The organism is Reichenbachiella agariperforans (genome assembly GCF_900142205.1).
Classification (GTDB): domain Bacteria; phylum Bacteroidota; class Bacteroidia; order Cytophagales; family Cyclobacteriaceae; genus Reichenbachiella; species Reichenbachiella agariperforans.
Genome location: NZ_FRAA01000002.1, coordinates 270,892 through 297,706 on the forward strand (window position 1 = coordinate 270,892; position 26,815 = coordinate 297,706).

The window sequence follows — 26,815 nt, forward strand, 5'->3', positions numbered from 1 at the left end:
ATGGGATTAATGGGGAGCTAATCGACCCATAAAGGAATAGCTTAGTCATTTAGAATAATTAGCAATCATCTGGGCAAATGGCACTGTTATTAAAAGCTGTACCGTCTTCTTCTTTGTTCAGTTTACCTGGCAATCCCTCACAAAAATCCTCAAGGACTTTGTTCTTCTCATTAACAGGAAACATTGTGCAATCAATATAGCTAATCATACCTCCCATTGAACCCGCTCTCTTGTTTAGAAATAGACCAACACCTGCAATATTAGCATCACAATTTTCATTCAAGCTGTCGTAGAGCGTAACCATCTCCCGCATTGTACCCAGAGTGTAGTAAAAACTTCTAGAAAATGACAGGTCCAGCGGTATCCGATCCTCTACATATTTAAACACCTTATCTAATTTCTTTACTTCGCCTTTCACCTCTCCTTCTCGCTTCTTAGATAGCCGTTTACCTCTTGGCCCCATGAGGAACTCTTCACGAAGCTTCTCTTTCAACTGAGCTTTTTGCTCTTTAAGCTCTTCAAGCTCCTCTACAGACAGAATTGGCAGATCCAAAGCTCTATAATAGTCCAACTCTTCTTCTAGGGACGTAAAGCCCCCTTCTGGTTGGATCTGATTGCATGATATCAAGCAAAAAACAACAACTCCAAAAAAAATTAAATTTCTCATTTCATTCTAAGTTTAATTATAGTTAATTATTGAAAGTACAGCTATGACCGTAGAAATCAAAATTGTCTACGTTGATCCAGAAAGTAAATACCCTAAACACAGTATTCGTAGAAGACGAAAACCAAAAGAGCCCTGAATGTGTATTCGGGGCTCTTTGAATATTATCTAACAAGGAGATCAATTACTTATCGTCCTTCTTTTTAGTCGGAGTAGACTTTGGTTTAGCGATTGACTCACGCATCTCGGTGTCTGCTTTGATGTTGTCCATCTTATAGTAATCCATGATACCCAAGTTACCTTCTCTAAATGCCTCAGCCATCGCCTTTGGAATCTCAGCTTCTGCCTCGATCACCTTCGCACGGGCTTCTTGTGCTTTGGCTTTCATTTCTTGCTCGACCGCTACTGCCATCGCTCTTCTTTCTTCTGCCTTAGCCTCTGCTACTTTCAAGTCTGCCGCTGCTTGGTCTGTTTGCAGATCTGCACCGATGTTCTTTCCTACATCCACATCTGCGATATCAATAGATAGGATCTCAAACGCCGTACCCGCATCCAGTCCTCTTGACAGTACCAATTTCGAAATTTTATCTGGGTTCTCTAACACATCTTTGTGCGTCACTGCCGAACCAATAGAGGTCACAATACCTTCCCCAACTCTCGCTAGGATCGTATCTTCACCTGCTCCGCCGACGAGTTGCGTCAGGTTGGCACGTACCGTCACTCTCGCTACAGCGATCAATTGAATACCATCAGACGCTACTGCTGCTACTCGTGGAGTAGTGATTACTTTAGGGTTAACAGAAATCTGAACCGCCTCGAAGACGTCTCTACCCGCTAGGTCGATCGCTGCTGCTTGGTTAAACTCCAACTCGATGTTGGCCTTATCGGCAGAAATCAATGCCTTGATCACTGAAGGCACATGCCCTCCTGCGAGATGGTGTGTCTCTAGTTCGCTAGAGGTCACTTGCAAACCTGCTTTGGTCGCCGTGATCAGTGAATTAACAACCAATGATGGCGGCACCTTTCGGATTCTCATGAATACCAGCTCGAACAAGCCGACTTTCACTCCCGAAAACTGCGCTGTAATCCACAGCCCTAGTGGCACAAAGTACAAGAAAACGAAAAATCCTACGACCGCTATAATGGCGTAGATAGCATAATACATCATGTCTATTCAGTTAAATTAGTTCTACGTATATTTTGTTTTGTTCCATCTTGATAATCTTGATGGCCTTTTGTTGTTCTATAAAATTGCCCAAAGATCGTACCTCATACACGATCCCGTCAAACTCTCCTTTCCCGATCGGCTTGAGCGAAGAAACGGTCATTCCTTCCAGCCCTACCGTTAGGGAAATATTTCTATTCTCATTCACCTTAGACTGAATACTACCCTTGAGTGCAAACCGCTTCCAAGTGTTCGATTTGAAACTCACGATAATAGCTGCAAACCCAGCAACAACAGATACAGCTAGTACCCAATGCCCCGTTTCAGCCCCAAACAACTCATAGCTGTGATAGATGCCATATCCTCCTACGAGAAAACCACCAATCCCAACTATAGTCGTCCCCGGTACGAAGATAATCTCCAGAATAATCAGGGCAATGCCTGTTAAGATTAGTAAACAAATGATAATCCAGTCTATCAAAGTAAAGGTCTTTTTTTGGTTGCCTAATATACAGCTATATCTCACGTACATTACGTGTCTATACTAGAAAAATCGCCAATCTCTTGACGACTTTTCTACATTTATCTAATACGCTTTCGCAAAAACGACTCTCCCCTTAGAAGGAGCTCCAGAATAGACGCATTTCCCTTCTTCCTCTACTTGATCGATAGGAATACAACGTATGGTCGCTTTGGTTTCGTTTTTGATTTTCTCTTCGGTCTCCGCCGTGCCATCCCAGTGCGCATAAACAAACCCGCCCGCTTCACTAGAGATGATTTTCTTAAACTCATCGTAGCTATCCGCCTTGAACGAGTGCTCTTCGCGGTATTTCAGCGCTTTCTGATAGATCGTGTCTTGGATATTATCGAGCAGTACTGAAATATTCTGCGCAAAGTCATCATCCATCGGCATGACATTTTTCTCCAAGAGGTCTCTTCTAGCTACCTCTACCGTACCGTTCTCCAAATCCTTCGGCCCAATTGCGATCCGCACAGGTGTGCCTTTCAGTTCATACTCGGCAAATTTCCATCCCGGCTTATGAGTATCTCTATCGTCATATTTGACACTAATACCGAACTTCTTCAGATCTGCTTTGATCTTATTGGCTACCTCAGATATCTCTGCCAGTTGTTCTTCACTTCTAAATATAGGTACAATCACCACTTGGAATGGTGCCAACTTAGGCGGCAATACTAACCCATTGTCATCCGAATGCGCCATGATCAATGCGCCCATGAGTCGCGTACTCACTCCCCATGATGTTCCCCAGACGTACTCCATCGCTCCACCTTCTTTATTCGCGAACTTTACATCGAAAGCCTTCGCAAAATTCTGTCCCAAGAAATGCGACGTACCTGCTTGCAGTGCTTTGCCATCCTGCATCAGAGCCTCTATACAGTAGGTGTCCTCCGCACCAGCAAATCGCTCACTCTCCGTCTTCACACCCTTCAGTACAGGTAGCGCCAAGTACTCCTCAGCAAATGTCGCATAGACATTCATCATCTGTACCGTCTCGTCGATGGCTTCTTGTCTGGTGGCATGGGCGGTATGCCCTTCTTGCCATAGAAACTCAGCAGTTCTTAAAAACAAACGAGTTCTCATCTCCCAACGTACTACGTTAGCCCATTGGTTGATCAACAAAGGCAGGTCACGGTATGACTGAATCCAATTTTTGTAAGAGTTCCAAATCACCGTCTCAGATGTAGGTCTGACAATCAGCTCCTCCTCCAGTTTGGCATCTGGATCGACAACTACGCCATTTCCATTTTCATCATTTTTCAATCGATAGTGTGTCACTACGGCACACTCTTTAGCAAACCCTTCTACATGATCAGCCTCTTTGCTCAAGTATGATTTGGGGATGAAAAGCGGAAAATATGCATTGCTATGTCCTGTATCCTTGAACATCTCATCGAGTGTCGCTTGCATTTTTTCCCATATAGCATAACCATAGGGCTTGATCACCATGCAACCACGGACCGCTGAGTTTTCTGCTAGATCTGCTCTTTTCACTAATTCATTATACCACAGCGAATAATCCTCGCTTCTTTTTGGTAATCCTTTGCTCATCTTGATTTTGTATTCTTTGGTATGAAAATTGCTAATTTCTTGATGAAATTACGTGACAAATATAATTGTTTGCCGTATAATATAACCGAAAGTATCATCATTTAGCAGGAGGTCACTATGAAACGAATCTACTTTAACATCGCCAACCTATCATTAGGTGTTTTACTACTGGGAAGTCAAATTCCCGTCATGGCACAAGAGTACGACGACATGTACTTCACTGCTGCGGATAGAGAAAAAAAGGAAAAACAAGAAGAAGCCCAAGCCAAAGACTCGCAAGAGACAATCAGTGCTTATAATACCAATACCTATTCTAACACCTATGCGGACAAGCAAGTCAACCCCGACTACATCCAAAAATACAAGGATGAGACAAATACGGTCGCATCAGAGGCCTATGCAAATGCGCCCATCTACTCAGATCAAGACTACTATGTAGAAGAATATGACAACAACTACTCTGGTGCAGACTACAGCTACAGTGCACAGCAGCAGCCGACCACAGTCGTCAACAACTACTATGGTGGTAATGGGTATGGTGGTGGATACCCAGCCTACGGTGGGTACGGAGGATATGGACCCTCATGGGGTATCGGCTATGGATCAGGCTTTGGCTGGTCCATGAGCATGAGCTACGGATGGGGATTTGGCGGTGGATTTGGTGGCGGATACGGCTACTACGATCCGTTCTACTATGACCCGTTCTACTGTCCAGTATACAGCTACAACAGATATAGATGGTATTCTCCCTACTATGGTGGTGGATACTATGCCTACAACAATGGGTATTACAACGGTTTCTATGATGGCTATTACTCTTCTCGTAACGTCTCTAGAGGTGCGAGATACAGCCGTGGGTCGAATGTTTCTAGCGACAATGGCCGTATTAGTAGACTTTCATCTGTAGAGCCTACCCGCTCATCAGCTAGCAGAACATCGAGAACCAGTAAATCATCCAATGCCAGAGTGGCTTCATCCTCTACGAGGACTCGCACATCCAATAGCAGTGTGCGATCTGCCAGCAGTGCAGCGAGAAGCCGTTCATCACAAAACGAATACGTAGCAAACAGCAGAACGTCTAGTTCGTCAAGAGGGCGCACGACAGCTAGCCAGAGTACAACTAATACTAGAAGAAATAGTGCTACAAGACCTGCACCGAGCAGCAGTCAATCAAACTCATACCAGAGAGCAAGCAGAACCTCTACGAGTACCAGCAGTAATAGTAGAAACACCAGCACTCGCACACGTACGCAACCTACAAGCACGCAGACACAGACGCGCACCAGAACGTCTAACAGTAGTTATTCTTCTCCTGCTCCGTCAAGAAACACCCAACAGCGTAGTAGTTCACAGTCGAGCAGTGGATCGAGAAGCTCCTACAGCAGTAGCCCATCTAGATCAAGTAGTAGCTACTCTAGTGGCTCTAGGTCGTCTGGCAGTTCATCGGGTTCTAGAACCTCGTCAGGGTCAAGAAGTTCATCAGGATCGAGAAGCAGCGGGTCTAGTTCTTCATCGAGCCGAAGCAGACGCTAGTACATAACACATTAACTCAAATTCACACTGCATGAAGTCCATGACAATGTCAAAAGCTATCTTGTCATCAGTTATTCTGATGCTTTGCATCACACAAATCCGTATCGCGCAAGCGCAAGAAGGGTCATACGGATATTACAATGATGCGCTGCTGTTTAGCAGAACCTACTATGGAGGTACTGCGCGTATGCAATCCATCGGTGGCGCACAAGTATCTCTGGGAGGAGACATGAATGCCGCCTATGTTAACCCTGCGGGGCTAGGCTCTATCCGCCAATCTGGCATCACAGTGACGCCATCTCTGGACTTCAACAATACCGATGCACAGTATTTTGGCAACAATACGCATGATTTCAAAGCCAATTTTAATTTCGCCAACCTAGGGATTGCCTTTAGCATGCCTAATGAAGATGAAAACTCACCCTTCAAGGGCGGGACATTTGCCATCACCATGACCCGTACCAACAACTTTCATGGTCAGTATAACTATGATGGGTTTAACACGACGGAAGTCGGGAAATCCTCTATCATAGACTCCTACATCGATGGAGCATGGGGAATAGAAGAAGACAATCTAGGAGGAATAGAATATGATGCTTACCAGAGCTATCTTATCAATCCAGAAACATTAACTGATGATGCTACAGGCTCGTCCTTTACAGGTTACTACAAGCTAATCGGTGATCAACCTAGACAAGTCGAAAAAATCAGAAACACTGGCGCACAATACGAATGGAACTTCGCAGGCGGTGCTAATATTAATGATATTTTTTACTTTGGCGGTGGACTAGGCATCACCACCATCAATTACTTTTCTGAACAAACCTTTACCGAATCTGAATACTTCTACGATGGAAGCATAGATCCGGCCATTAACTCACATCGTCTTATTAATACACTGCGAATTGACGGCACTGGTCTCAATGGTACACTCGGCATAATAGTTCGTCCCATTCCTATTCTACGTGTAGGTGCCTCATTTAAGACACCAACTATCTACGGCATGTACGACACTAGCTCTGAAGATTTTTTAGTCGATTGGAACAACAACTTCGTCTTTAATATCGATGGAAATGACATGACACTGGATGATTATGCACCTGAAGGTGGACCTTATTATTCTGAATCCAAGTACAGCTTATCTACTCCTTGGAAATTCTCTACGGGAGCTTCTATATTTCTGGGAAAATCAGGTTTCTTGTCAGCTGATGTAGAATTCACGGACTATTCTAGTGCTAACTTGTCGTCAAACGATTTCTCTACCACTGCGGACAATAATGAAATTCAATCACGTTATCAAAACGCTATGAATATTCGTATAGGAGGCGAGTTTAGAATCACCAACCAATTCATGGTACGTGCGGGATATGCCCATGATGGTGATCCATACCGATATAGCTCAATAGACAATAGCATACAGAGAATATCTGGAGGCTTAGGCTATAGAACCAAAGACATGTTCATCGATCTATCTATAGTACACACGCAGTATGAGACTTTAAGAAGTCCTTACACGATATACAGCTTTGACGATCCGAATGAAGACATCAGTCCCACCGCTCATATTGATCACAAAAATCTGAATGCATCGGTAACCTTTGGGTTTAACTTCTAGAGAGCGTCGAGATAGGCGATCACCTCGTCTATCTGAGAGTCTGTAGTGAAGTCAGCTTGCTCGTAGAAAGTGATGCGCTTCTCAAAAAGCACCTTCATATCTTCTACTATTTTCTCATCAGGAATAGCATTGACCAAGGGTCGAGAGGCTTTGTCCTCCATCACACGTGCTGCGATCGTTTCTACTGGCGTATTGAGAAATATAGTGGTACCAGACTGTTTCATCATATCCATATTCCCATTGAAGCAAGGCGCGCCACCTCCAGTAGCGATGAGCGATGGTTCATTGAGCTGAGTGATCATACCTAACGCGTAAGTCTCGAACATACGAAACTGATCTTCACCTGCATCAGCAAAAATCTCAGGGATAGTCATGCCAGACATTTTTACGATTTGCTCGTCCAAGTCAAAAAACTGACGACCAATCTTTTCTGCGAGGATCTTACCAAAAGTACTTTTGCCAGATCCCGGCATACCAACTATAAATATTTTTTTAGGATAAGCCAATGGTCATTCTCTGATTAATACTTCCTTGTATTGCATTTTGTGAAGCTGCGAATAATAACTGTCTTTCGCAAGTAATTTGTCATGAGTTCCACTCTCTTTTATCTCTCCATTGTCGAGTACGAGTATCTTATCCGCATGCTGTATCGTAGATAGTCTGTGTGCTATCACGATAGAGGTACGTCCTTTCATCATCTTATTGATGGCATTTTGGATCAACTCTTCGGTCTCTGTATCCACACTAGAAGTTGCCTCATCCAGTACGATAATCTTTGGATCATAGACCATCGCCCGTACAAACGAGATCAACTGACGCTGACCTACCGAGAGTGTGGCGCCTCGTTCCATCACATTGTACTCGAACCCTCCAGGCAGACGATCGATAAACTCCCTAGCCCCCACCAAATCAGCTGCTTCGATAATTTTCTCCAGCGGAATATCGGGATTACCCAAAGAGATATTGTCACGGATAGATCCCGAAAACAAGAACACATCCTGCAACACCACGCCTATATGCTGACGCAATGCACTCAGGTCATACTCCTTGATACCGACCCCATCAATCGCAATACTTCCCCGATTGATATCATAGAAACGACTCAGCAGATTGATCACCGACGACTTCCCTGCACCCGTAGCTCCCACCAAAGCAATCGTCTGACCAGACTCTACCTCGAAGTTGATATCTTTCAGTACATAATTCTCATCCTTGTAGGCAAACCAAACATCCTTGAATGAAACACTACCCTGAAAATTATCCGGCACATAGTTCCCTTCATCTGGAATGTGTTCTTGGCTATCGAGCAATTTCATAATACGGTTGGAGCTCACGATCCCCATCTGTAGCGTATTGAACTTATCAGCGATCATTCGGATGGGACGAAAAAACATCATAATGTACATAATGAACGCAATTAGTTCTCCAGGTTTGAAGGCACTATCGATCATGTTGATCGCTCCATACCAAACCACCAGTCCAATACCTATCGCCTGTATCACCTCCGCTACTGGAAAGTACACCGAATAGTATAGCACAGACTTGATATTTGCGCGCCTGTGCTCTTGATTGATTTCTTTAAATTTTTTAAACTCCTCATCTTCGCTATTGAAAATCTGGACGATATTCATCCCCGTGATGTGTTCTTGGACGAATGAGTTGAGATTCGCCACAGCTGTTCTGACGTGGTTGAAGGACACTTTGATTTTCTCTTTGAAAATATAAGTTGCAAAAATCAATACAGGCAACGTAGACAAACTCACCAACGTCAGCTGCCAGTTGGTATAGAACATGAAACCCAAAATGAAAATCAGCTGCAGCAGATCTCCAATCATCATGGCGATCCCCTGGCTAAACACGTCTGCTAGCGTCTCTATGTCTGACACATTTCGCGTCACAAGTCGTCCAATCGGCGTGTTGTCAAAAAATTTAAGTTTGAGTCGCTGTACATGAGCATAGAGCGTCGTGCGAATATCTCGAATGATATGCTGTCCCAGCCAACTCGACAAATAGGTGTGGTAGTATTGCACAAAGGCCTGCACGACCAGCAACCCGACCAGTAGCCAAACCATTCGGATCAATCCATCATAGTCTCCATTGGCTACTTCTGTATCTATAGCGTACTGAATCAGATAAGGTCTAATCGGTACCAATACTGCTAGCGCAATGGTCAAAAATATCAGAAAATTGAACTGAACGATGTAAGGCTTAACAAACACAAATAGTCGTTTGAGCACCTGAATGTCTAAGATGTTGCCGCTGGGTGTTTCCTTCTTCAAAACCGAATGTTGATGTTATATATAAATATCCTCAGGGTAGATGATGTCTTTGAGGTAGAGTCCATGCGCTGGCACACTACGTCCAGCCTTAGTTCGATCTCTACTCGCCAATATTTCCTCAAAAGTATCCAAATTAATGTTGCCCTCACCGACTAGCAGCATAGTTCCTACCATGGCACGGATCATCCCTCTTAAAAATCTATTGGCACTAACGTGAAAATGGATTTCATCGTTGTACCGCTCCCATCTTGCATCGAATATTTGGCAATTAAAGTGGTTAACATCCGTCTGTACTTTGCTGAGACTTTCAAAGTCTGTCCAGTTTTTAATAACCTCACAACTGGCATTCATCAAATCTATATCCAATGATCGATAATGGTGATAAGACCGCAACTCTAAAAATGGGTTTTTGTGCTGATGGATACGATATAGATATGATCTCGATATCGCAGCAAAGCGTGCACTCGCTTCGTCGGTCACAACTCTCAACTCCAGCGCAGCTATATCACGTGGTAAGAGTCGGTTCAGCTTGTGACACAGCTCATCGGTATTTACCTCATCACTCAAATCAAAATGCACTACTTGATTCAAGGCATGAACACCTGCATCGGTCCTTCCACTACCAATAGTAGAGATTTCGCATCTGAGAATGGTAGACAGTGCCTCATTGAGCGTTTGCTGCACGGTCGAGGCATTGTTCTGCACCTGCCAGCCATGGTAGGCCGTCCCATCATACGAAATCTCTAAAAAATATCTCATCTAGATAACCCCGAGTTCCTTTCCTACTTTAGTGAATGCTGCTATGGCTTGATCCAAATGACTGATCTCATGTACGGCTGACAACTGGACTCTGATACGTGCCTGTCCCTGTGGTACAACTGGGTAATAAAACCCAATAACATAAATCCCTTCTTCTAACAATCGTGCTGCAAACTGCTGAGAAAGCACCGCCTCATACAACATGATCGGCACAATTGCCGAGTCTCCTGGTTTGATATCAAAGCCAGCGGCTATCATACCTTTTCTGAAATATGCTGTATTGCGCTCCAACTTGTCACGCAGTGTAGTCGTCTTGCTCAACATATCGATTACCTTGATAGAAGCTCCCACAATAGATGGTGCTACAGTATTCGAAAAGAGATAAGGTCTAGATTTTTGCCTCAGCATCTCTATGATTTCTTTGGGACCCGAAGTGAAACCGCCTGATGCTCCACCCAGTGCCTTTCCTAGTGTGCCCGTGATGATATCCACTCTACCCATCACGTCACGGTATTCATGTACCCCTCGACCAGTCTTGCCCATAAACCCCGTCGAGTGACACTCATCTGACATGACAACTGCATCATATTTGTCTGCTAGGTCACAGATTTTGTCCAACTGTGCAATCGTACCGTCCATAGAAAACACACCGTCAGTGACAATTATTTTGCACCGGGCATCCTTCGCCTCGATCAACTTGGCTTCTAAATCGGCCATGTCATTGTGCGCATAGCGGTAGCGCTCTGCTTTACATAGACGGACTCCATCTATGATAGAGGCATGGTTGAGCGCATCGGATATGATCGCATCCTCTGGCCCAAACAACGGCTCAAACACTCCACCATTCGCATCAAAAGCCGCCGCATACAATATCGTGTCCTCCATCCCGAGAAACTCCGAAATCTTATGCTCCAGTTCCTTGTGAATATCCTGTGTCCCACAGATGAACCGAACCGAAGACATCCCATAACCATGCGTATCAATGGCTTCTTTGGCAGCTGCCAATACTTCAGGGTTAGAAGATAGCCCGAGGTAGTTGTTTGCGCAGAAGTTAATCACCTCTTTGCCCTCAGTGGTTTTGATGTCCGCTCCCTGTGGCGTGGTGATAATTCGTTCTTTTTTGAACAGCCCTGCCGCTTCGATCTCTGCTAGATCCGCAGTTAGCTTGTTTTTTAGTGATTGATACATATCATTTTTGGATTTTGGGTTTGAAAACTGTTTTCGGTTTGGCTACAGAGAGTGCTGCAGTCGTATCGAGTAAATATTTCCGTCTCAGGGGATTGATGAGAAATAGTTTCTGTTGCGTAAAACTATTAGCATTCATCTGATCAAAGTCCGATTGGAGCGCATCATAGAGCGATTTTTCTTCCAATTTAAATTTCGATGAATCAATTTTTTTCGAAATTAAATATGCCTCAAAGCTTTGATCGTTTTCCATGTCGACAGATATATAATGTTAGAATGTGGGCAATTTATGGCTTTTATAGAGCAAAATCGCACTTTCAGCACTGGAAATCTCACTACCTTTGACGAACAACATTTTACCCTTATGAATCATATATTAGTCATCGGTGCGTGCGGCCAGCTGGGTGCAGAGCTCACCGTACAACTCCGCCAAATCTATGGCACCGAAAACGTCATAGCAGCGGACAAAAGAGAGCCCGTAGCGGCACTACAAGACGGTATCTTCGAAGTGCTAGACGTCATGGATATCAACCGTGTCAAAGAGGTTCTCAAGAAATACCAGATCACCGAAGTGTACCATCTCGTAGCACTCCTTTCTGCCACCGCAGAAGCCAGTCCGCGCTTCGCATGGGAGCTCAACATGAACAGCCTTGTCAACTTACTAGATTTGGCAAAGGAAGGGCATTTCAAAAGATTATATTGGCCCAGTTCTATCGCAGTATTTGGACCTAACACGCCCAAGGTCAACACACCGCAACAGACCTTTATGGACCCAAACACCATCTATGGCATTAGCAAATTGGCTGGTGAGCGATGGTGTGACTACTACTTCGAAAAGCATCACGTCGACGTACGCAGCCTGCGCTATCCAGGCTTGATAGGCTACAAATCTCTCCCTGGCGGTGGTACCACAGACTATGCGGTAGACATCTATCACAAAGCCAAAGCAATGCAGGACTTTAGCTGTTTTCTCAAAGAAAACACCCGTCTCCCCATGATGTATATGGATGATGCTGTACGTGCCACCATAGATATCATGAATGCACCCGCCGAGCAAATCACGATACGATCGAGTTACAACATCTCCGCCATGAGTTTCACGCCGAAAGAAATCTACGAAGAGATCAAAAAACACTACCCTGATTTTAAAATCAGCTATGCGCCAGACTTTAGACAGGGGATCGCAGAATCATGGTCTGAGAGCATAGATGACAGCACTGCACAGCGAGACTGGGGATGGGAACCTGAATTTGACTTACCAAAAATGACAGAAGTAATCCTAGAAAACCTTTAAATCAAAAAAAGCGTACTTGCTTCTAAAAAGAGCAAGCACGCTTTTCTCCAATCCATACTCTCCTTCTCATATTTAGCAGTATCATTAGTAATTATTCACAGCTTTAAATACATTTGGCAAGGCCTTTTGAACAAAAATGGAGGAACTGAAAAATCTAATAGTTAAAAACAAGGACGAAATCTTAATCGTCACGATCAATAGAGAAAACGCACTCAATGCGCTCAACGATGCAACACTCACCGAACTCGGTCAGGTATTTGAAAAAATAGATGATGACAAAGGTGTAAAAGGGGTAATCATCACAGGCGCAGGAGACAAAGCCTTCGTAGCAGGCGCCGACATCAAAGAACTGGCACTAGTCACTGAGGTCAATGGCCGAAGCATGGCAGAAAAAGGCCAAGAGCTCTTTGGGAAAATCGAAAGGTTATCTAAGCCCGTCATTGCTGTTGTCCATGGATTCGCGCTGGGTGGAGGGTGTGAACTAGCGATGGCCTGCCACATACGTATCGCCAGCAATACGGCCAAATTTGGTCAACCCGAAATTAACCTTGGTATTATCCCAGGATACGGCGGCACACAGCGCATGACCCGCCTCGTAGGCAAAGGCAAAGCCATGGAACTACTCATGACTGGAGACATGATCGCTGCGTCAGAAGCACTCGACCTAAGACTAGTCAACTATGTTATGGATAGTAAAGAAGCCTCTATGGACAAGGCTTTTGAGATCCTCAATAAAATCAAAGAGAAAGCACCCGTAGCTATCGGCCTCATGATCGACAGCATCAATGCCGTACACACCACAGGAGAAAATGGTTTCCAGACAGAAGCCAATTCTTTCGGGATATGCTGTGGCACAGAGGACTTCATAGAAGGCACCAGAGCCTTTATCGAAAAGCGTAAGCCCAATTTCATTGGCGAATAAAGCAAGCAAACCATCATGGCGGGATTAAAAGCACTAGCAGGTGATACTGTCTGGTATGGACTCAGCAGTATCATCGGGCGCATGATTACCTATTTTTTGGTACCGCTCTATACGGGTGTTTTTGCTACCGCGGAATACGGTATCGTCACTGAGCTATATGCCTATGTTGCCTTTCTGCTAGCCCTCTATACCTATGGGATGGAAACGGCTTACTTTCGCTATGCCTCCAAAGCAGAAAACCGAGCAGAAATCTACAATTTATCACTGAGTGCTATCATTGCATCCAGTTTGATTTTATCTGGAACGGCTGCTTTGTTTGCCGATGAGATCGCAAATCTACTGGGCTATGAAGGGCATGCTACGGTCATTTATTTACTCGCACTCATCATCGCCATAGATGCCATCGTTGCGATACCTTACGCGAAATTACGATTAGAAAAAAAAGCCAAAAAATTCGCATTCATTCGACTTTTCAATGTCGCCCTCACCGTAGTACTCAACCTTTTCTTCTTCGTGTTTTGCTACCAGATATCAGAGGGAAATATGCTCCCTGAGTTACAAAGCTTGGTTGCAAAATATTACGACGCAGCCTTCAAGGTCAAGTACGTGTTTTGGGCAAACTTCTTAGCGAATGCAGCAGTGCTTTTTCTACTCTGGAAGGAGTTTAAAGTCCTAAAGTTTCGACTCGATCTAGAAAAATTAAAACCCATTTTAATCTATGCCTTTCCGTTGCTCATCATGAGTCTAGCAGTCGTAACCAATGAGATGCTCTCACGCTCAATGCTCAAATACTGGTTACCCGAAGGCTTCTATCCCGGCAAAAGCAATCAAGCTGTACTTGGGATATTTGGCGCCTGCTATAAGCTCTCCGTATTTATGTTGCTCGGTATTCAGGCTTTTCGCTACGCTGCAGAACCTTTCTTCTTCTCCAGTGCGGGCGACAAGAATTCTCCGAAACTGTTTACTCAGTTGATGAGTGGTTTTATCATCTTCAACGCCCTCGTGTTCTTTGCGATATCCGTCAATCTCCAGCCCATCAGTGTGGTATTCCTGACCAATCCAGAATACCGAGAAGCACTTTACATCGTGCCTTTCTTACTACTGGGCTACCTATTTAGCGGGATCAACTACAACCTCTCCGTGTGGTACAAAGTCTCAGACAAAACTCGCTATGGGGCATGGATCACAGGCACAGGTGCATTGATCACCTTTGTCCTCAACTACCTGCTAATCCCAGTCTACGGCTACTTCGGGAGTGCAATAGCGACACTGGCTACCTTTGTCAGCATGACGCTATTGAGCTATTTCGCTGGGCAAAAGCACTACCCGATTCCTTACGACTGGCGCAAAGCACTAGAGTACCTGACCATATCATCCGTAGGCGTGGCTTTACTATTTAATCTCGACCTAGGACACTGGATGATTGATTTTCTGATCAAAAACTCAGCGGTAGTGTTGTTCATTGCGTACATCTATTTTAGAGAAAGAAAACACATTTCAGGCCGCATTATTTTCGGTTTTAGGATTCCCTAAAAAGCCTAAATTAGTCACAGACAAGGTATAAAGGCACTGAATTTGATAAGGAACTCTTCTTTTTAGTTAATTTTGTTTTTCGTTTCAATTCGATACAATGATTTTTCGCGCATACATCCATCACTACATTCAATTAAGCTTTATCGCTCTAGCACTTTTCATGGTGACTGAGACTGGCTATGCTCAGAAGAAAAATCGAAAAAGAGACAAGTCTGCCAAAAGCGAACTAAGTGAAGAGAAAAAAACAGAGCTTGATCATTATTTTTTAGAAGGAGAAAAATTTTTCATCCTCAAAGACTATGTGAAGGCTTTTACTTTTTTTGAGCGAGTACTAGAAATAGACCCAGACAATGCCACCGCCAATTTCAAAATTGCAGAGGTTTATAACGCCGAGAATGACATCCCAAAAGCCGTCCCCTATGCAGAAAGAGCCAAAGATTTAGCGCCAGAAAACAAATTCTACTACCTCCTATTGGCCAATCTCCAAACCAGCCAAGGAGAACTCGACAAAGCAGAAGAGACCTATATTGATCTAACCGACAATGTCCCTAATTCAGAACAGTACCTCTTCGATTTGGCAGCCATACAGATCTACCAACAAAAATTCACAGAAGCACTAGTGACTTACGAAAAAGCCCAATCCAAGCTAGGGCCTATGGAAGAAATATCTGTACAAAAACAACAAGTCTACCTCAAACAGAATGACTTAGATGGTGCCATTCGTGAAGGACATGAACTGATTCGCATCAACCCTGACGATGAGTCCTATATCATGACGCTCGCTCGTATCCTCATCTCAAACGAAAGAATCGCAGAAGCTAAAGAGTTTTTGACTACTCAAATAGAGGCACACCCGCAAAACGAAACACTATACATACTACTGTCAGAGGTCTACAGAAAAGAAGGAAATACAATTCTTGCACTAGAGTCATTGAAAGTTCCATTCGCTAGCCACACGGTCGATGTAACTGCCAAAATACGAACCCTAGCGGGCTACCTCGGTATGCTACCCAACGAGTCTCTAAACGAGCCGCTACTGGAGCTGTCTGTATTGCTCGTTGATACACATCCAGATTCCTATCAAGCGCTTGCGATGACTGGAGATTTGTATTTCAACCTGGGGCAGGTAGAAGAGGCTAGAGAGTACTACCTACGCACGATAGCCGTAGATGCATCCAATTTCAACGTGTGGCAAAACATCCTCAACCTAGACATGGATATGCAGGACTATCAAGCAGTCATCAAACATACCAACGAAGCACTAGAGATATTTCCTAACCAAGCCTCTCTATACTACTACAATGGCACAGCACACTTGATCAGCAAAAACTACGAAGCAGCCATCAAGTCTTTCAATGCAGGCAAAGTCTACGCTGCTAGAGACGCCAACATGAACAGCCTGTTTAACGGTCAACTTGGAGACGCATACAATAGCATCGGTGATCACAAAAACTCTGACGCATCCTATGAGGCAGCCCTCAAAGCAAAACCAGACAATGACCATGTACTAAACAACTATTCTTACTTTCTTTCCCTCCGAAAAAAAGATCTAGAGAAAGCCAAAACCATGTCTTCTAAACTAGTAAAAGACTATCCTGGAAACCCTACTTACTTAGACACTCATGCCTGGGTGCTCTATATGATGGAAGACTATGACGGAGCGGTTCGTTACCTCAAAGAAGCCATGAAATATGATGCAAGTGGCGTCATCATCGAACACTATGGTGATGCGCTTTTTCAGTCTGGGGATATAGACGAAGCAGTCACACAATGGAAAAGGGCACGAGATTTGGTAGACGACACCAGTACATTGGACAAGAAAATAGCGGATAGACAGCTCTATGAATAAAATACTCACATGCATCATTTGCATCCTTCTACTTACCTCCTGTAACAAGAAGTTCCCACTCTTTAATAACGGCAACAACGAGCGCTTTCACCTCAACGATTTGTCCTATGACAACATAGCCATCAAATCTAAGATGAAATACAAAGGCGATGACAACCTCAAATTCACCGCTAACATCCGAATGAAAAAAGATAGCGCGGTTTGGTTCTCACTATCCCCAGGGTTTGGTATAGAAGCTGCCCGAGGAGTAGTTGACAAAGACTCGCTTCTAATTCTGGATAAAATCCACAAAGAATACTCCGTTCGTAGCATGCAAGAGCTTTTCAAAGGCTTCAATTTTAATTTCGAATTGAGCATGATCGAATCGATAGTCATTGGCAACCTAGTCTGGCACATCGAACACAAAGACCGAGCGGTCAAGCAAAACGGATATTATCAGATCGTACAAGAAAAAGGAGATCTACGACTAACCAGTTACATAGGAGCTAATTCTATGAAACTGGAAAAACTATTAGCAGAGAGTATCAATACTGACAACCAAGTCATGGTGACCTATGGAGATTTTCAAAAGGAAGAAAAAGCCATCTACCCCACCTCTATAGAAATCGAAGCAACCTACTATGATACAAAGTACAAAAAAGAAAAAAGTGCTAACATTACAATGGATCATCTCAAAGTAGAGATTGACAAAAAGGACTACAATTATCATATCGGCATTCCTTCTAAATATGCACTTAAAAACTAAACTCCTGCTCCTGTGTGTTTTTGCGCTGCTCTCTACGAGTCTACTCGCTCAAAAGAGCAAAGCACAGTTGGAAAAAGAAAAGAAGGAAAACCTCAAAAAAATCAATGAAACTGAAAAAATCCTAAAGGAAACAGCTTCAGAAAAAAATTCATCCCTCGGGCAACTCAAGGCCATCAATCACCAGATTGATATCCAACAAGACGTCATGTCGACCATCAACCAAGAAATCTCCATGCTCAATGGAGAAATCAGTGACCTTAGTATCGTGACCAACGCCTTGGAATCCGATCTAGCACAACTCAAAAAAGAGTATGCTGACATGATCTATAGTGCATATAAAGCCAACCAAGGCTATAGTCAACTGACTTTTCTGTTTTCGGCGAGCACATTTAATCAACTCTTTCTCCGACTCAAATACCTCGAACAATACGCCAAAGCGCGCCAAAGACAGGTGACTCAGATAGAAAAAGTCCGTGATGCACTCAACGGTCAAAAATCTAATCTGGTAAGCAAAAAAGAAGAGCAAGGGGAATTATTGAATTCTAAAATTGCCGAAAATCGAAACCTAATCAATCTGAAAAGTAAGCAAAACCAGATCGTCCAAGATCTCAGTAAGCGTGAAAAAGAACTAAAAAGAGAATTAGCCAGCAGAAAACGATCTATCGAGCAACTCGACAACTTGCTAGCAGATATCATCAAGAAAGAAATCGCAGCATCCAACAAAGGTAAAAACACAAGTGCCAACACCATCTCTCTCTCGGCAGAAGGAGCAGTACTCTCCGCCTCCTTCGAGGACAACAAGAACAAACTGCCTTGGCCAGTCGCATCAGGTTTTGTTTCCGAAAAATTCGGAAAACATGCCCACCCTGTACTAAAAAACATCACTGTCGAAAACCAAGGCGTAGACATCCAAACACAAAAAGACGCCAATGTACAAGCCGTCTTCTCTGGCAAAGTAGCTACCACAGCATTCGTACCTGGCATGAACAGCGTCGTGATCATTCAGCACGGTGACTACTACACACTATACGCTAAGCTAAAAACAGTCAATGTCAAAAAGGGGCAAGTCATCACCGCCAAACAAAGTATCGGCTCAGTCTTCACCAACAAAGATGGCATCACAGAACTACAGTTTCAAGTCTGGAAAAATAACGTGAAACTTGATCCAGAAAAATGGCTCTTTAAAAAGTAGGCCTACCCCACACGAAACATCTATGGCAAATTGTCTGTTTTAGGGACTCTTTTGCTAGTAAACCTTCGATAGGAGCAAAGCAAATTCTATATTTGCGCCTATGAACAAGAAGGTAATATTAATGATACTAGACGGCTGGGGAATAGGTACAAATCCCGAGGTGTCAGCGATTAACAGCGCAAAAACTCCTTTCGTAGACGCTATGTATAGCAAATATGCCAACAGCACATTGGAGGCATCTGGACTAGCAGTAGGTCTACCCGAAGGGCAAATGGGTAACTCCGAAGTAGGACACATGAACATCGGTGCAGGACGAGTAGTCTATCAAGATCTCGTTAGACTAAACAAAGCAGCAGCAGATGGTTCATTGGCCAAAAACGAAACACTACTAGAAGCTTTTGCTTATGCAAAAGAGAATAAGAAAAAAGTCCACTTTATAGGTCTCGTATCTAATGGTGGAATCCACGCCCACATCGACCATGTCAAAGCACTCAGCGATGGCGCAGCAGCTTATGGTCTAAAAGATGTGTTTGTTCATGCCTTTACTGATGGTCGTGATACGGACCCAAAAAGCGGAAAAAACTTCCTAACAGACCTACAAAAGCATCTAGATGCTACGACTGGCCAAATCGCCTCTGTAACTGGACGATACTATGCCATGGATAGAGACAAAAGATGGGAAAGAGTCAAACTCGCCTATGACGCCATGGTCAACGGTGAGGGAGAAAAAACCAATGACGTGATCGCTACCGTAGAAAAATCTTATACAGATGGCGTAACTGACGAGTTCATCAAACCTATCATACACGTAGACGAAGAAGGTAAGCCTCTAGCAACTATCGAAGAAGATGATGTAGTGATCTGCTTTAACTTCCGTACGGATAGAGGTCGTCAAATCACCGAAGCACTGACTCAAGTAGACTTTCCAGAAGCTGGAATGAAAAAGCTGTCTCTGAAGTATTACACTATGACCAACTATGACAACACCTTCAAAGGTGTGACGGTCATGTATGACAAAGACAACCTCGTCAACACCCTCGGTGAAGTACTCGCTGCTGCTGGAAAAAAGCAAATCCGTATCGCAGAGACTGAAAAGTACCCTCACGTAACGTTCTTTTTCTCTGGTGGTAGAGAAGAAGCCTTCGATGGAGAAACTAGACTTTTGTGTCCTTCTCCTAAAGTAGCGACCTACGATCTACAACCAGAAATGAGTGCTGCAGATATCCGTGACAAAATCAATCCAGAGTTGGAAAAAGGAGATGCAGACTTCATCTGTCTCAACTTTGCCAATGCGGACATGGTAGGTCATACGGGCGTATTCGAGGCAGCAGTCAAAGCCTGTGAGACAGTAGATGCATGTGCTAAATCAGTAGCGGAAACCGCTCAGGCTAACGGTTACTCTGCGATCATCATCGCTGATCATGGCAATTCTGATATCATGGTCAATGCTGACGGCTCTCCGAACACCGCACACACGACTAACTTGGTGCCGTGTATCTTTGTCGATGACGACATAAAAGAACCCGTAAAGAATGGAAAACTTGGTGATCTAGCACCTACAATTCTAAAGATGATAGGTGTAGATATTCCAAAAGAAATGACCGGAGATATATTAATCTAATATCATCCAGCTTTATACAAATTCTTATCAAACCGAAGCGATACCGCTTCGGTTTTTTTCGTTTAAGCTTTGTTTGTTCCCTTTTGAGTGGGCAAGTCTCATATGAAATGTCGTACCAACACCCAACTGTGATTCGATAGTAATCGTACCCCCTAGTTTTTCCACGAGCGTCTTCACAATCGATAGGCCTAGACCTGTAGAGTTCTCTCCACCCGTAGGTCTAGCAGACAGCTTTTTGAATCGTTGAAACGCGTTCGTCACATCCTCATCGGTCATGCCAGGTCCTTGATCTGTGACGCTGATTGTCACATCATCACCCGTATCTTGTAACATGACCAATACTCGTTTCGAAGGGTTAGAAAATTTAATGGCATTGGACAACAAATTATCCATAATACGTGTCAAACTCTCTTTGTCTGTCACTAGGTAGATTTCATCCGTACTAGCATGCATCTCAAAAGAGATGTTCTTCTGCTCTGCATAAGCCGCATGAATCTCTATCTCTTCTGCCATCCAACTGTTCAAATGCAGCTGCTCAAAACTAACCTCTGCTACATTTTCCATGCGCGTGAGATTCACTATATCGTTGATCAGAGATTCTCCCCCTTCTATCACCTGTAGTGACTTATCATGAAGCTCATGTTGCTCCGGATTTAAAGACCCGGACATCTTCACAAGGCTATTGAGTGCTTTCAGATTGTTAAGTGGGGTACGAAGATCATGTGCAACCACTGCAGTCAAATTATTCAGTTCATTATAAGACTCGGTGAGTTGTGCGTTTTGCTGCGCAATGAGCAAATTGCTCTTCTTCAATTGAGCTGATTTCTGCGCAAGTTCAATATTGAGCTTTTTTTCTTTCTGGCCTTTTTTCCAGAAGAAAAACATCATCAACATTAAAGCAATCATCAAAATTGCCCCAGATACGATCACTATTTTTTGCTTTTTGTTCTCCAGTTCACTTAATGCCAAATCATGATCTCTTCTGTTCATCGCATAGGCGACTTCTAGTTCATCTATAGTAGCCTGCTTAGATTCGGAGAGGATCTGATCATTGAGTTCGTCGTACTGATGATGATAGGAAAGGGCTTTTTCAAAGTCTCCCAATTGAACATACAGTGAGCTAAACTGACCATAAACATTTCGAGTATCAATCTTACTTTCTAAGACACGAGATAAGTCGAGGCTCTTCTCCAAGTAAAACAATGCGCTATCGTAGAGCCCCATTTTTTGATAAATCTTATTGAAATGATTGTAGGCAGATACCAGATACACCGTATAGTTCATGCGCTCAAAATAGGCCATTGCCGCTTGCATACTCTGTTTAGACGCATCCAGCTCATACATTTCTTCCTGCAAAATCGCTAGGTTACCATAAGCCAAAGCGACTCCTCTTTCGTACTCCGCTTGTTTAAAATAACCAATAGCTTTATGAATATGTGGCACAGCCTTTTCGAAATAATTCATCTGCGCTACGGTATCGTTTTTCACCTCTATGCTATTCCAGCCTATATTGATATATAAAGAAGCCTTATCATTGTGTGCATTACCCATTAGGCGATGATCTCCTAACCGCTTGGCAATAGCGTACTCTTTACTGTAATAGCTTTCTGCATTCTCAAAACTACCTCGCTGCACATGTACATGCCCGAGGTTTTGATAGATTTTGAATAAAGATTGCTGATCGTCCTTCTTCTCGTAGTACCGGAGCGCCTTCAACATAAAAATTTCAGCCGAATCTAAAATCCCTTTATCTAGATAAATCACTCCTAATAGGTCATACGCATCATACAACCCGTCATCAAAAGAAATACGTTTCGCCAAAGCAATAGATTGATAAACTCTCGGCAATGCCTCATACTTGTCCCCATATGACAGCTCGTGTACCAATTCATTGAGTAGGCGCACTTTACTACTATCCTCTTTGGCAGTGGACAGTGATTTTTTAATCCCCTCAACGCGCAGTGACTGAGAGTAACTGTAAGAAGATAACAACAGGAGGAAGGATAATAAAACAAGTATGTATCTCTTCATATCGAAAAGATACATATTTTTCAAAACTGAAGCATATCAAAATAAATGGTTTTCTATTCAATATAGAATTTTGACCCACGTTCCCGTCACGGTCTCAGTAATCACCACTTTTCTTCACCTCCTCGATAGCGAAAAGGCGTTAGATCAATCACACCTCAATTAATTTCCATTTACCTTTTCTGAACCAGTAAATGCATGCCAAAGCATGTAGCGCAAAGGCCACTGCAACAGAAGAAATTGCTCCTTTGAATCCAAGTTCGAACACAAAAGCAAGTACATAAGCCAGTGGAATCTGAACCAGCCAAAAGAATATGATGTTCATAATCGTCGGTGTCTTCGTGTCTCCCGCACCATTGAAGCCCTGACTGATCACCATGCCATAGGCAAAGGTGATATATCCCACACAGATGATCCGCAAAGCGGTAGCTCCATATTCTGTCGCAACCAAATCATCGGTAAAAATCATCACAAAATCTGGCGCCATGATGAAAAACAAAATAGAGACCGCAAAAAGGAAAGCAGTATTAAGGTGCGCTGTGAACCAAACAGACTTCTCTGCCCGATCAGGCTTGTTCGCGCCTAAGTTCTGCCCTACTAGAGTCGCAGCAGCATTGGCCATCCCCCAAGAGGGCAAAATCGTAAAGACGATAATACGAAACGCTATCGTATAACCAGCCAAAGCAGCAGAGCCAAACTCCGAAATAATCCTCACTAAAAATAACCAGCTGGCCGACTCGATCAGAAACTGCCCCATGCCTCCAAGCCCTATATTGAAAATCCGTTTGATGGTTTTCCATCGCAGGTTAATGTTTTCTAACCCTAGTTTGATAATACGGCTACCTGACAGTAGCCCAAAGACTTGATAAAACACACCCATCGAACGACCAATAGTCGTCGCAATAGCTGCTCCTTCCACACCATAAGCTGGGATAGGTCCCCATCCAAATATGAACAAAGGATCTAGCACGATATTCAGCCCATTAGCTATCCATAGCGAACGCATCGCCATGGATGCGTCACCTGCTCCACGATAGATGGCGTTAATCAGGAACAACAGCATGATGCAAAGATTCCCCCCCAGCATGACACGCGTATACCCGAACCCCTTGGAGACAAGCGCTTCAGACCCGCCCATCAACCTTAGTATATCCTCGGCATAGATGATCCCAAAAAAGGAAATGACCACCGAAAAAATGGCTGCAATCAAAATCGCTTGAAATGCGGCATCCCCTGCTCGTTTATAATCTTTCTCTCCTACACGACGAGAAACTACTGCAGTAGCAGCCATACTTAGTCCGATAGCAATAGCGTATACCATCATCATCACAGACTCAGTGAGCCCCACAGTCGCTACAGCATCTACGCTGACTTTTCCGACAAAGTAGACATCCACCACAGCGAATAGGGCCTCCATCACCATCTCCAACACCATCGGTACGGACAGTAAAAAAATAGCCTTATTAATACTACCAGTGGTAAACTCCGTTTCCTCTCCACGCAGTGCGAGCAGAAAATATTTATATATTTTATTGATTTTATTAAATAGAGATGTCATCAGAATATGGTTATAAGTAAATAAAAGAAGCTGATCTGGCGTCTAGGTTAGACGCACATGAGGGCGGGGCAATTCTTTCTTACTATTAACATGACAATACTATTTTTTTTGGTGATGCAAGGTACGTAGTTTTTAAATCTTGATACACATGTATCCATATAAAAAACTTTCCAACTATACGGCTTTCTATCGGGTCTTATGAATATGAAGAAAAAAACCACCCTAATCATAGGCACACTCGTCGCTATCCTGCTAGTGGCGCTACTGCTACAGCGCTGTAAGTCCTCCGATACTGAAAAATATATCTACTTGGGCGAAACATTCTCTATCTCTGACGGAGAAACACTGACCATTCGTGATACAGACGTTCCTATCTACTTCGAATCAGTCCTAGAAAACTCACTATGCCCTGAAGATGTGGTTTGCATTCGCTGGGGGAGCTTCACGATGCGTGGCTACCTAAATCACAAGCCTTTCGAGCTTTCAGTAGGTGACTCTGACAAACCCGATGTGGCAAAAATAGATTCCTATCAGATCAAGCTCACACAAATACTGTATCCCGTTAAACATAATGATCCTATAAATGATCAACATCCCACACACATAGAAATGATTATAGATAGACCATGACTGGTAGTTTGACCATCGAGAGAACTGTAAAACATCCTCTCGATAGCACAAGTCTATTTTTATTTGAGCCCACTTCGCTCCAATAAAGCATCCACCGTAGGCTCTTGCCCTCTGAATCTCTTGTACAGCTCCATCGGATGCTCACTACCGCCTCGCGAAAGAATGTTCTCTTTGAAGGAGGTGGCAACTTCTTTGTTGAAGATCCCTTTTTCCTTGAAGACAGAAAAAGCATCTGCATCGAGCACCTCTGCCCACTTGTAGCTGTAGTAGCCTGCGGCATAGCCCCCTTGGAATATGTGACTAAACTGCGTGCTCATGCACGCTCCTTCAATCGCACCAAACAACTCCGTCTGCGCCATAGCTTTTTGCTCAAATGCTCTCACGTCATCTACCTGAATCTCATCCGCTTTGAGCGAATGCCAAGCCATATCCATGAGTCCAAAACTCAACTGACGCATGGTCTGGTAGCCCTCATTGAAGTTAGACGAATCCTTAATCTTCTGGATATAATCCTCTGGGATCGGTTCTCCTGTCTCATAGTGCTTTGCAAATAAATCAAGACACTCCTTCTCCTGTAGCCAGTTTTCCAAAATCTGTGAGGGTAGTTCCACAAAATCCCAGTAGACACTCGTGCCACTCAGTGACGAATACTTGCTATCGGCGAGCATACCATGTAGCGCATGACCAAACTCGTGAAAAAGCGTTTCGACTTCATTGTATGTCAATAGTGATGGCTTATCGCCTGTCGCTGGTGTGAAATTGCACACAATAGACACGATAGGTCGATGATCTATTCCGTCTTTGTATTGACTCTTGTAAGAAGTCATCCATGCACCACCTCTTTTCCCCTCACGAGGAAAATAATCTTCGAAGAATACTGACACGTGTTCTCCTTTTTCATTCAATACCTCGTAGGCCTTGACATCTGGATGATACACCGGTATCTCAGGGTTATGTTTGAATGTCAACCCATACAACTTGTTGGCTACATCGAAGATGCCTTTTACTGCATTGTCCAGTTTAAAATAAGGACGAAGCATTTCGTCATTGATCTGAAATTTTTCATTTTTAAGCTTCTGCGAGTAATATGACCAGTCCCATCGCTCCAGCTCACCTTCGAACCCTTGACCTTTAGCAAAAGCCTTCACAGCCTCTACTTCCGCTTTGGCCTTTGGGGTAGCTTTGGTCAGTAGATCGTTCAAGAATGCCTCGACCTTGTCAGCAGACTCAGCCATGCGCTCTTCCAGTACATAGTCCGAATAGCTCTCATAGCCTAGCAGTGCTACTTTCTCTTGACGCAGCGCGACTATTTTCTTTACATTCTCTTGATTGTCAAACTTGTCGCCCTTGAATGCCTTGGACATATAGGCTCGGAACATTTTTTCTCGGAGCGCACGATTGTCTGCATACTCCATGAAAGGCACAAAGCTCGGTGCCTGTAGTGTAAACATCCATTTACCTTTATGCCCTTTGGCCTCTGCGGTCGCAGCAGCTCCTTCTTTGATCCCTTCTGGCAATCCTGCCAGATCCTTTTCATCCTCGATAATCATCTCGTAGGCATTCGTCTCTGCCAACACGTTTTCCCCAAATTTGAGTTGAAGTTGAGCCAGCTCTTTTGATATCTCAGCGTATTTCTTTTTATCCTCATCACTCAGGTTAGCACCACTTCGGATAAAGCCCTTGTAGGTTTTCTCTAGCAACATGCTATCTTCTGCATCAAGGAGCGATTGATCGGTAGCAGTATACACAGTTTTCACACGGTCAAACAAAATCGCATTTTGCATAATCGCATTGCTGAAATCTGTCAAGATTGGAGACAGGTCAGAAGCCAATGCTTGCATTTCCTCAGAAGTCTCCGCAGAATTAAGATTAAAAAACACCTCTGCTACCTGCGAGAGCTGCTTGCCACTGCGATCTAACGCCACTATGGTGTTGTCATAAGTCGGCGCATCTACAGACGCAGCGATTTTATCAATCTCTAACAGTGATGATTCTATGAGCTTTTCGATCGCGGGCTTGTAATGTTCTAGTCGGATGGACGAAAACGGAGCTACTTCAAATGGGCTATCAAATGGCAATAACAAGGGATTATTCTCTAACATATCTATCTATTTATTCAGATTCACTTACTGGTATGAGACGCAATTTTGCTCAGAACGATTTCAATTAACA

At 43.7% G+C, this 26,815-nt stretch carries 22 protein-coding genes; 10 read left to right on the plus strand and 12 right to left on the minus strand.

The genetic code is table 11. The features are described from left to right. Positions 1-58: 58 nt before the first annotated feature. From BUB99_RS07560 to proS, 4 genes are all read right to left on the minus strand, one after another. Complete coding sequence (locus BUB99_RS07560; RefSeq protein WP_073121130.1) at positions 59-667, minus strand: hypothetical protein; 609 nt, start codon at positions 665-667, stop codon at positions 59-61. Between the two features lie 181 nt (positions 668-848). Further along, complete coding sequence (floA, locus tag BUB99_RS07565) at positions 849-1,829, minus strand: flotillin-like protein FloA (RefSeq protein ID WP_084190472.1); 981 nt, start codon at positions 1,827-1,829, stop codon at positions 849-851. Positions 1,830-1,842: 13 nt separating this feature from the next. Continuing rightward, positions 1,843-2,310, minus strand: coding sequence for an NfeD family protein (locus tag BUB99_RS07570; protein WP_158584295.1), 468 nt, complete (start codon positions 2,308-2,310; stop codon positions 1,843-1,845). Positions 2,311-2,415: 105 nt separating this feature from the next. After that, positions 2,416-3,900, minus strand: a complete 1,485-nt coding sequence (proS, locus tag BUB99_RS07575) for a proline--tRNA ligase (RefSeq protein ID WP_073121134.1) — start codon at positions 3,898-3,900, stop codon at positions 2,416-2,418. A 117-nt stretch (positions 3,901-4,017) separates the two neighbouring features. On the opposite strand from proS, the gene BUB99_RS07580 reads away from it, so the two are divergent. Together BUB99_RS07580 and BUB99_RS07585 are read left to right on the plus strand one after the other, a co-directional pair. After that, the gene (locus BUB99_RS07580) at positions 4,018-5,433 is read left to right on the plus strand and encodes a hypothetical protein (protein WP_073121136.1); all 1,416 of its coding nucleotides are present in this window, start codon (positions 4,018-4,020) and stop codon (positions 5,431-5,433) included. A gap of 46 nt (positions 5,434-5,479) precedes the next feature. Further along, on the plus strand, positions 5,480-7,048 hold the full coding sequence (locus BUB99_RS07585) for an OmpP1/FadL family transporter (RefSeq protein ID WP_170863753.1): 1,569 nt from the start codon (positions 5,480-5,482) through the stop codon (positions 7,046-7,048). Here the strand turns inward: BUB99_RS07585 and BUB99_RS07590 are convergent. Genes BUB99_RS07590 through BUB99_RS07610 form a run of 5 tightly spaced genes read right to left on the minus strand, consistent with a single transcriptional unit; the run spans position 7,045 to position 11,524 of the window. Beyond that, a complete protein-coding gene (locus tag BUB99_RS07590; RefSeq protein WP_255416145.1) occupies positions 7,045-7,554 on the minus strand; it encodes a shikimate kinase in 510 nt (169 codons plus the stop codon). The two genes, BUB99_RS07585 and BUB99_RS07590, sit on opposite strands and share 4 nt — an antisense overlap. 3 nt (positions 7,555-7,557) lie before the next feature. Next, positions 7,558-9,327: an ABC transporter ATP-binding protein gene (locus BUB99_RS07595; RefSeq protein WP_073121142.1), complete on the minus strand. Its 1,770-nt coding sequence runs from the start codon at positions 9,325-9,327 to the stop codon at positions 7,558-7,560. 15 nt (positions 9,328-9,342) lie between these two features. Next, the gene (gene truA / locus BUB99_RS07600; RefSeq protein ID WP_073121144.1) at positions 9,343-10,086 is read right to left on the minus strand and encodes a tRNA pseudouridine(38-40) synthase TruA; all 744 of its coding nucleotides are present in this window, start codon (positions 10,084-10,086) and stop codon (positions 9,343-9,345) included. Then, the gene (kbl, locus tag BUB99_RS07605; protein ID WP_073121147.1) at positions 10,087-11,274 is read right to left on the minus strand and encodes a glycine C-acetyltransferase; all 1,188 of its coding nucleotides are present in this window, start codon (positions 11,272-11,274) and stop codon (positions 10,087-10,089) included. It abuts the gene before it with no gap. 1 nt (position 11,275) lies between these two features. Continuing rightward, positions 11,276-11,524, minus strand: coding sequence for a hypothetical protein (locus BUB99_RS07610; protein WP_073121149.1), 249 nt, complete (start codon positions 11,522-11,524; stop codon positions 11,276-11,278). 111 nt (positions 11,525-11,635) lie between these two features. Between BUB99_RS07610 and BUB99_RS07615 the strand changes: the two genes are divergently transcribed. From BUB99_RS07615 to gpmI, 7 genes are all read left to right on the plus strand, one after another. Continuing rightward, positions 11,636-12,565, plus strand: coding sequence for an NAD-dependent epimerase/dehydratase family protein (locus BUB99_RS07615; protein WP_073121796.1), 930 nt, complete (start codon positions 11,636-11,638; stop codon positions 12,563-12,565). A gap of 136 nt (positions 12,566-12,701) precedes the next feature. After that, entirely contained in the window at positions 12,702-13,487 is a 786-nt protein-coding gene (locus tag BUB99_RS07620) for an enoyl-CoA hydratase-related protein (protein ID WP_073121151.1), read from the plus strand. A gap of 15 nt (positions 13,488-13,502) precedes the next feature. After that, positions 13,503-15,020: a lipopolysaccharide biosynthesis protein gene (locus BUB99_RS07625; protein WP_073121154.1), complete on the plus strand. Its 1,518-nt coding sequence runs from the start codon at positions 13,503-13,505 to the stop codon at positions 15,018-15,020. Positions 15,021-15,117: 97 nt separating this feature from the next. Beyond that, positions 15,118-16,869, plus strand: a complete 1,752-nt coding sequence (locus tag BUB99_RS07630) for a tetratricopeptide repeat protein (RefSeq protein ID WP_084190435.1) — start codon at positions 15,118-15,120, stop codon at positions 16,867-16,869. Further along, entirely contained in the window at positions 16,862-17,614 is a 753-nt protein-coding gene (locus BUB99_RS07635) for a DUF4292 domain-containing protein (RefSeq protein ID WP_073121158.1), read from the plus strand. The genes BUB99_RS07630 and BUB99_RS07635 overlap by 8 nt, the downstream gene beginning before the upstream one ends. After that, complete coding sequence (locus tag BUB99_RS07640) at positions 17,598-18,806, plus strand: murein hydrolase activator EnvC family protein (protein WP_073121161.1); 1,209 nt, start codon at positions 17,598-17,600, stop codon at positions 18,804-18,806. The genes BUB99_RS07635 and BUB99_RS07640 overlap by 17 nt, the downstream gene beginning before the upstream one ends. A gap of 100 nt (positions 18,807-18,906) precedes the next feature. Beyond that, positions 18,907-20,427, plus strand: coding sequence for a 2,3-bisphosphoglycerate-independent phosphoglycerate mutase (gpmI, locus tag BUB99_RS07645; RefSeq protein ID WP_073121163.1), 1,521 nt, complete (start codon positions 18,907-18,909; stop codon positions 20,425-20,427). A 27-nt stretch (positions 20,428-20,454) separates the two neighbouring features. On the opposite strand, the gene BUB99_RS07650 is transcribed toward gpmI, so the two are convergent. After that, positions 20,455-22,458 (minus strand): ATP-binding protein, encoded by a 2,004-nt coding sequence (locus BUB99_RS07650; protein ID WP_170863754.1) that lies wholly within the window; start codon positions 22,456-22,458, stop codon positions 20,455-20,457. Positions 22,459-22,606: 148 nt separating this feature from the next. Further along, positions 22,607-24,013 (minus strand): MATE family efflux transporter, encoded by a 1,407-nt coding sequence (locus tag BUB99_RS07655; RefSeq protein WP_073121167.1) that lies wholly within the window; start codon positions 24,011-24,013, stop codon positions 22,607-22,609. A 204-nt stretch (positions 24,014-24,217) separates the two neighbouring features. Here BUB99_RS07655 and BUB99_RS07660 point away from each other — a divergent pair, with 204 nt between their 5' ends. Further along, a complete protein-coding gene (locus BUB99_RS07660) occupies positions 24,218-24,643 on the plus strand; it encodes a hypothetical protein (RefSeq protein WP_073121169.1) in 426 nt (141 codons plus the stop codon). Between the two features lie 59 nt (positions 24,644-24,702). Here the strand turns inward: BUB99_RS07660 and BUB99_RS07665 are convergent, their stop codons facing one another. After that, a complete protein-coding gene (locus BUB99_RS07665) occupies positions 24,703-26,745 on the minus strand; it encodes a M3 family metallopeptidase (protein WP_073121171.1) in 2,043 nt (680 codons plus the stop codon). Between the last annotated feature and the right edge of the window lie 70 nt (positions 26,746-26,815).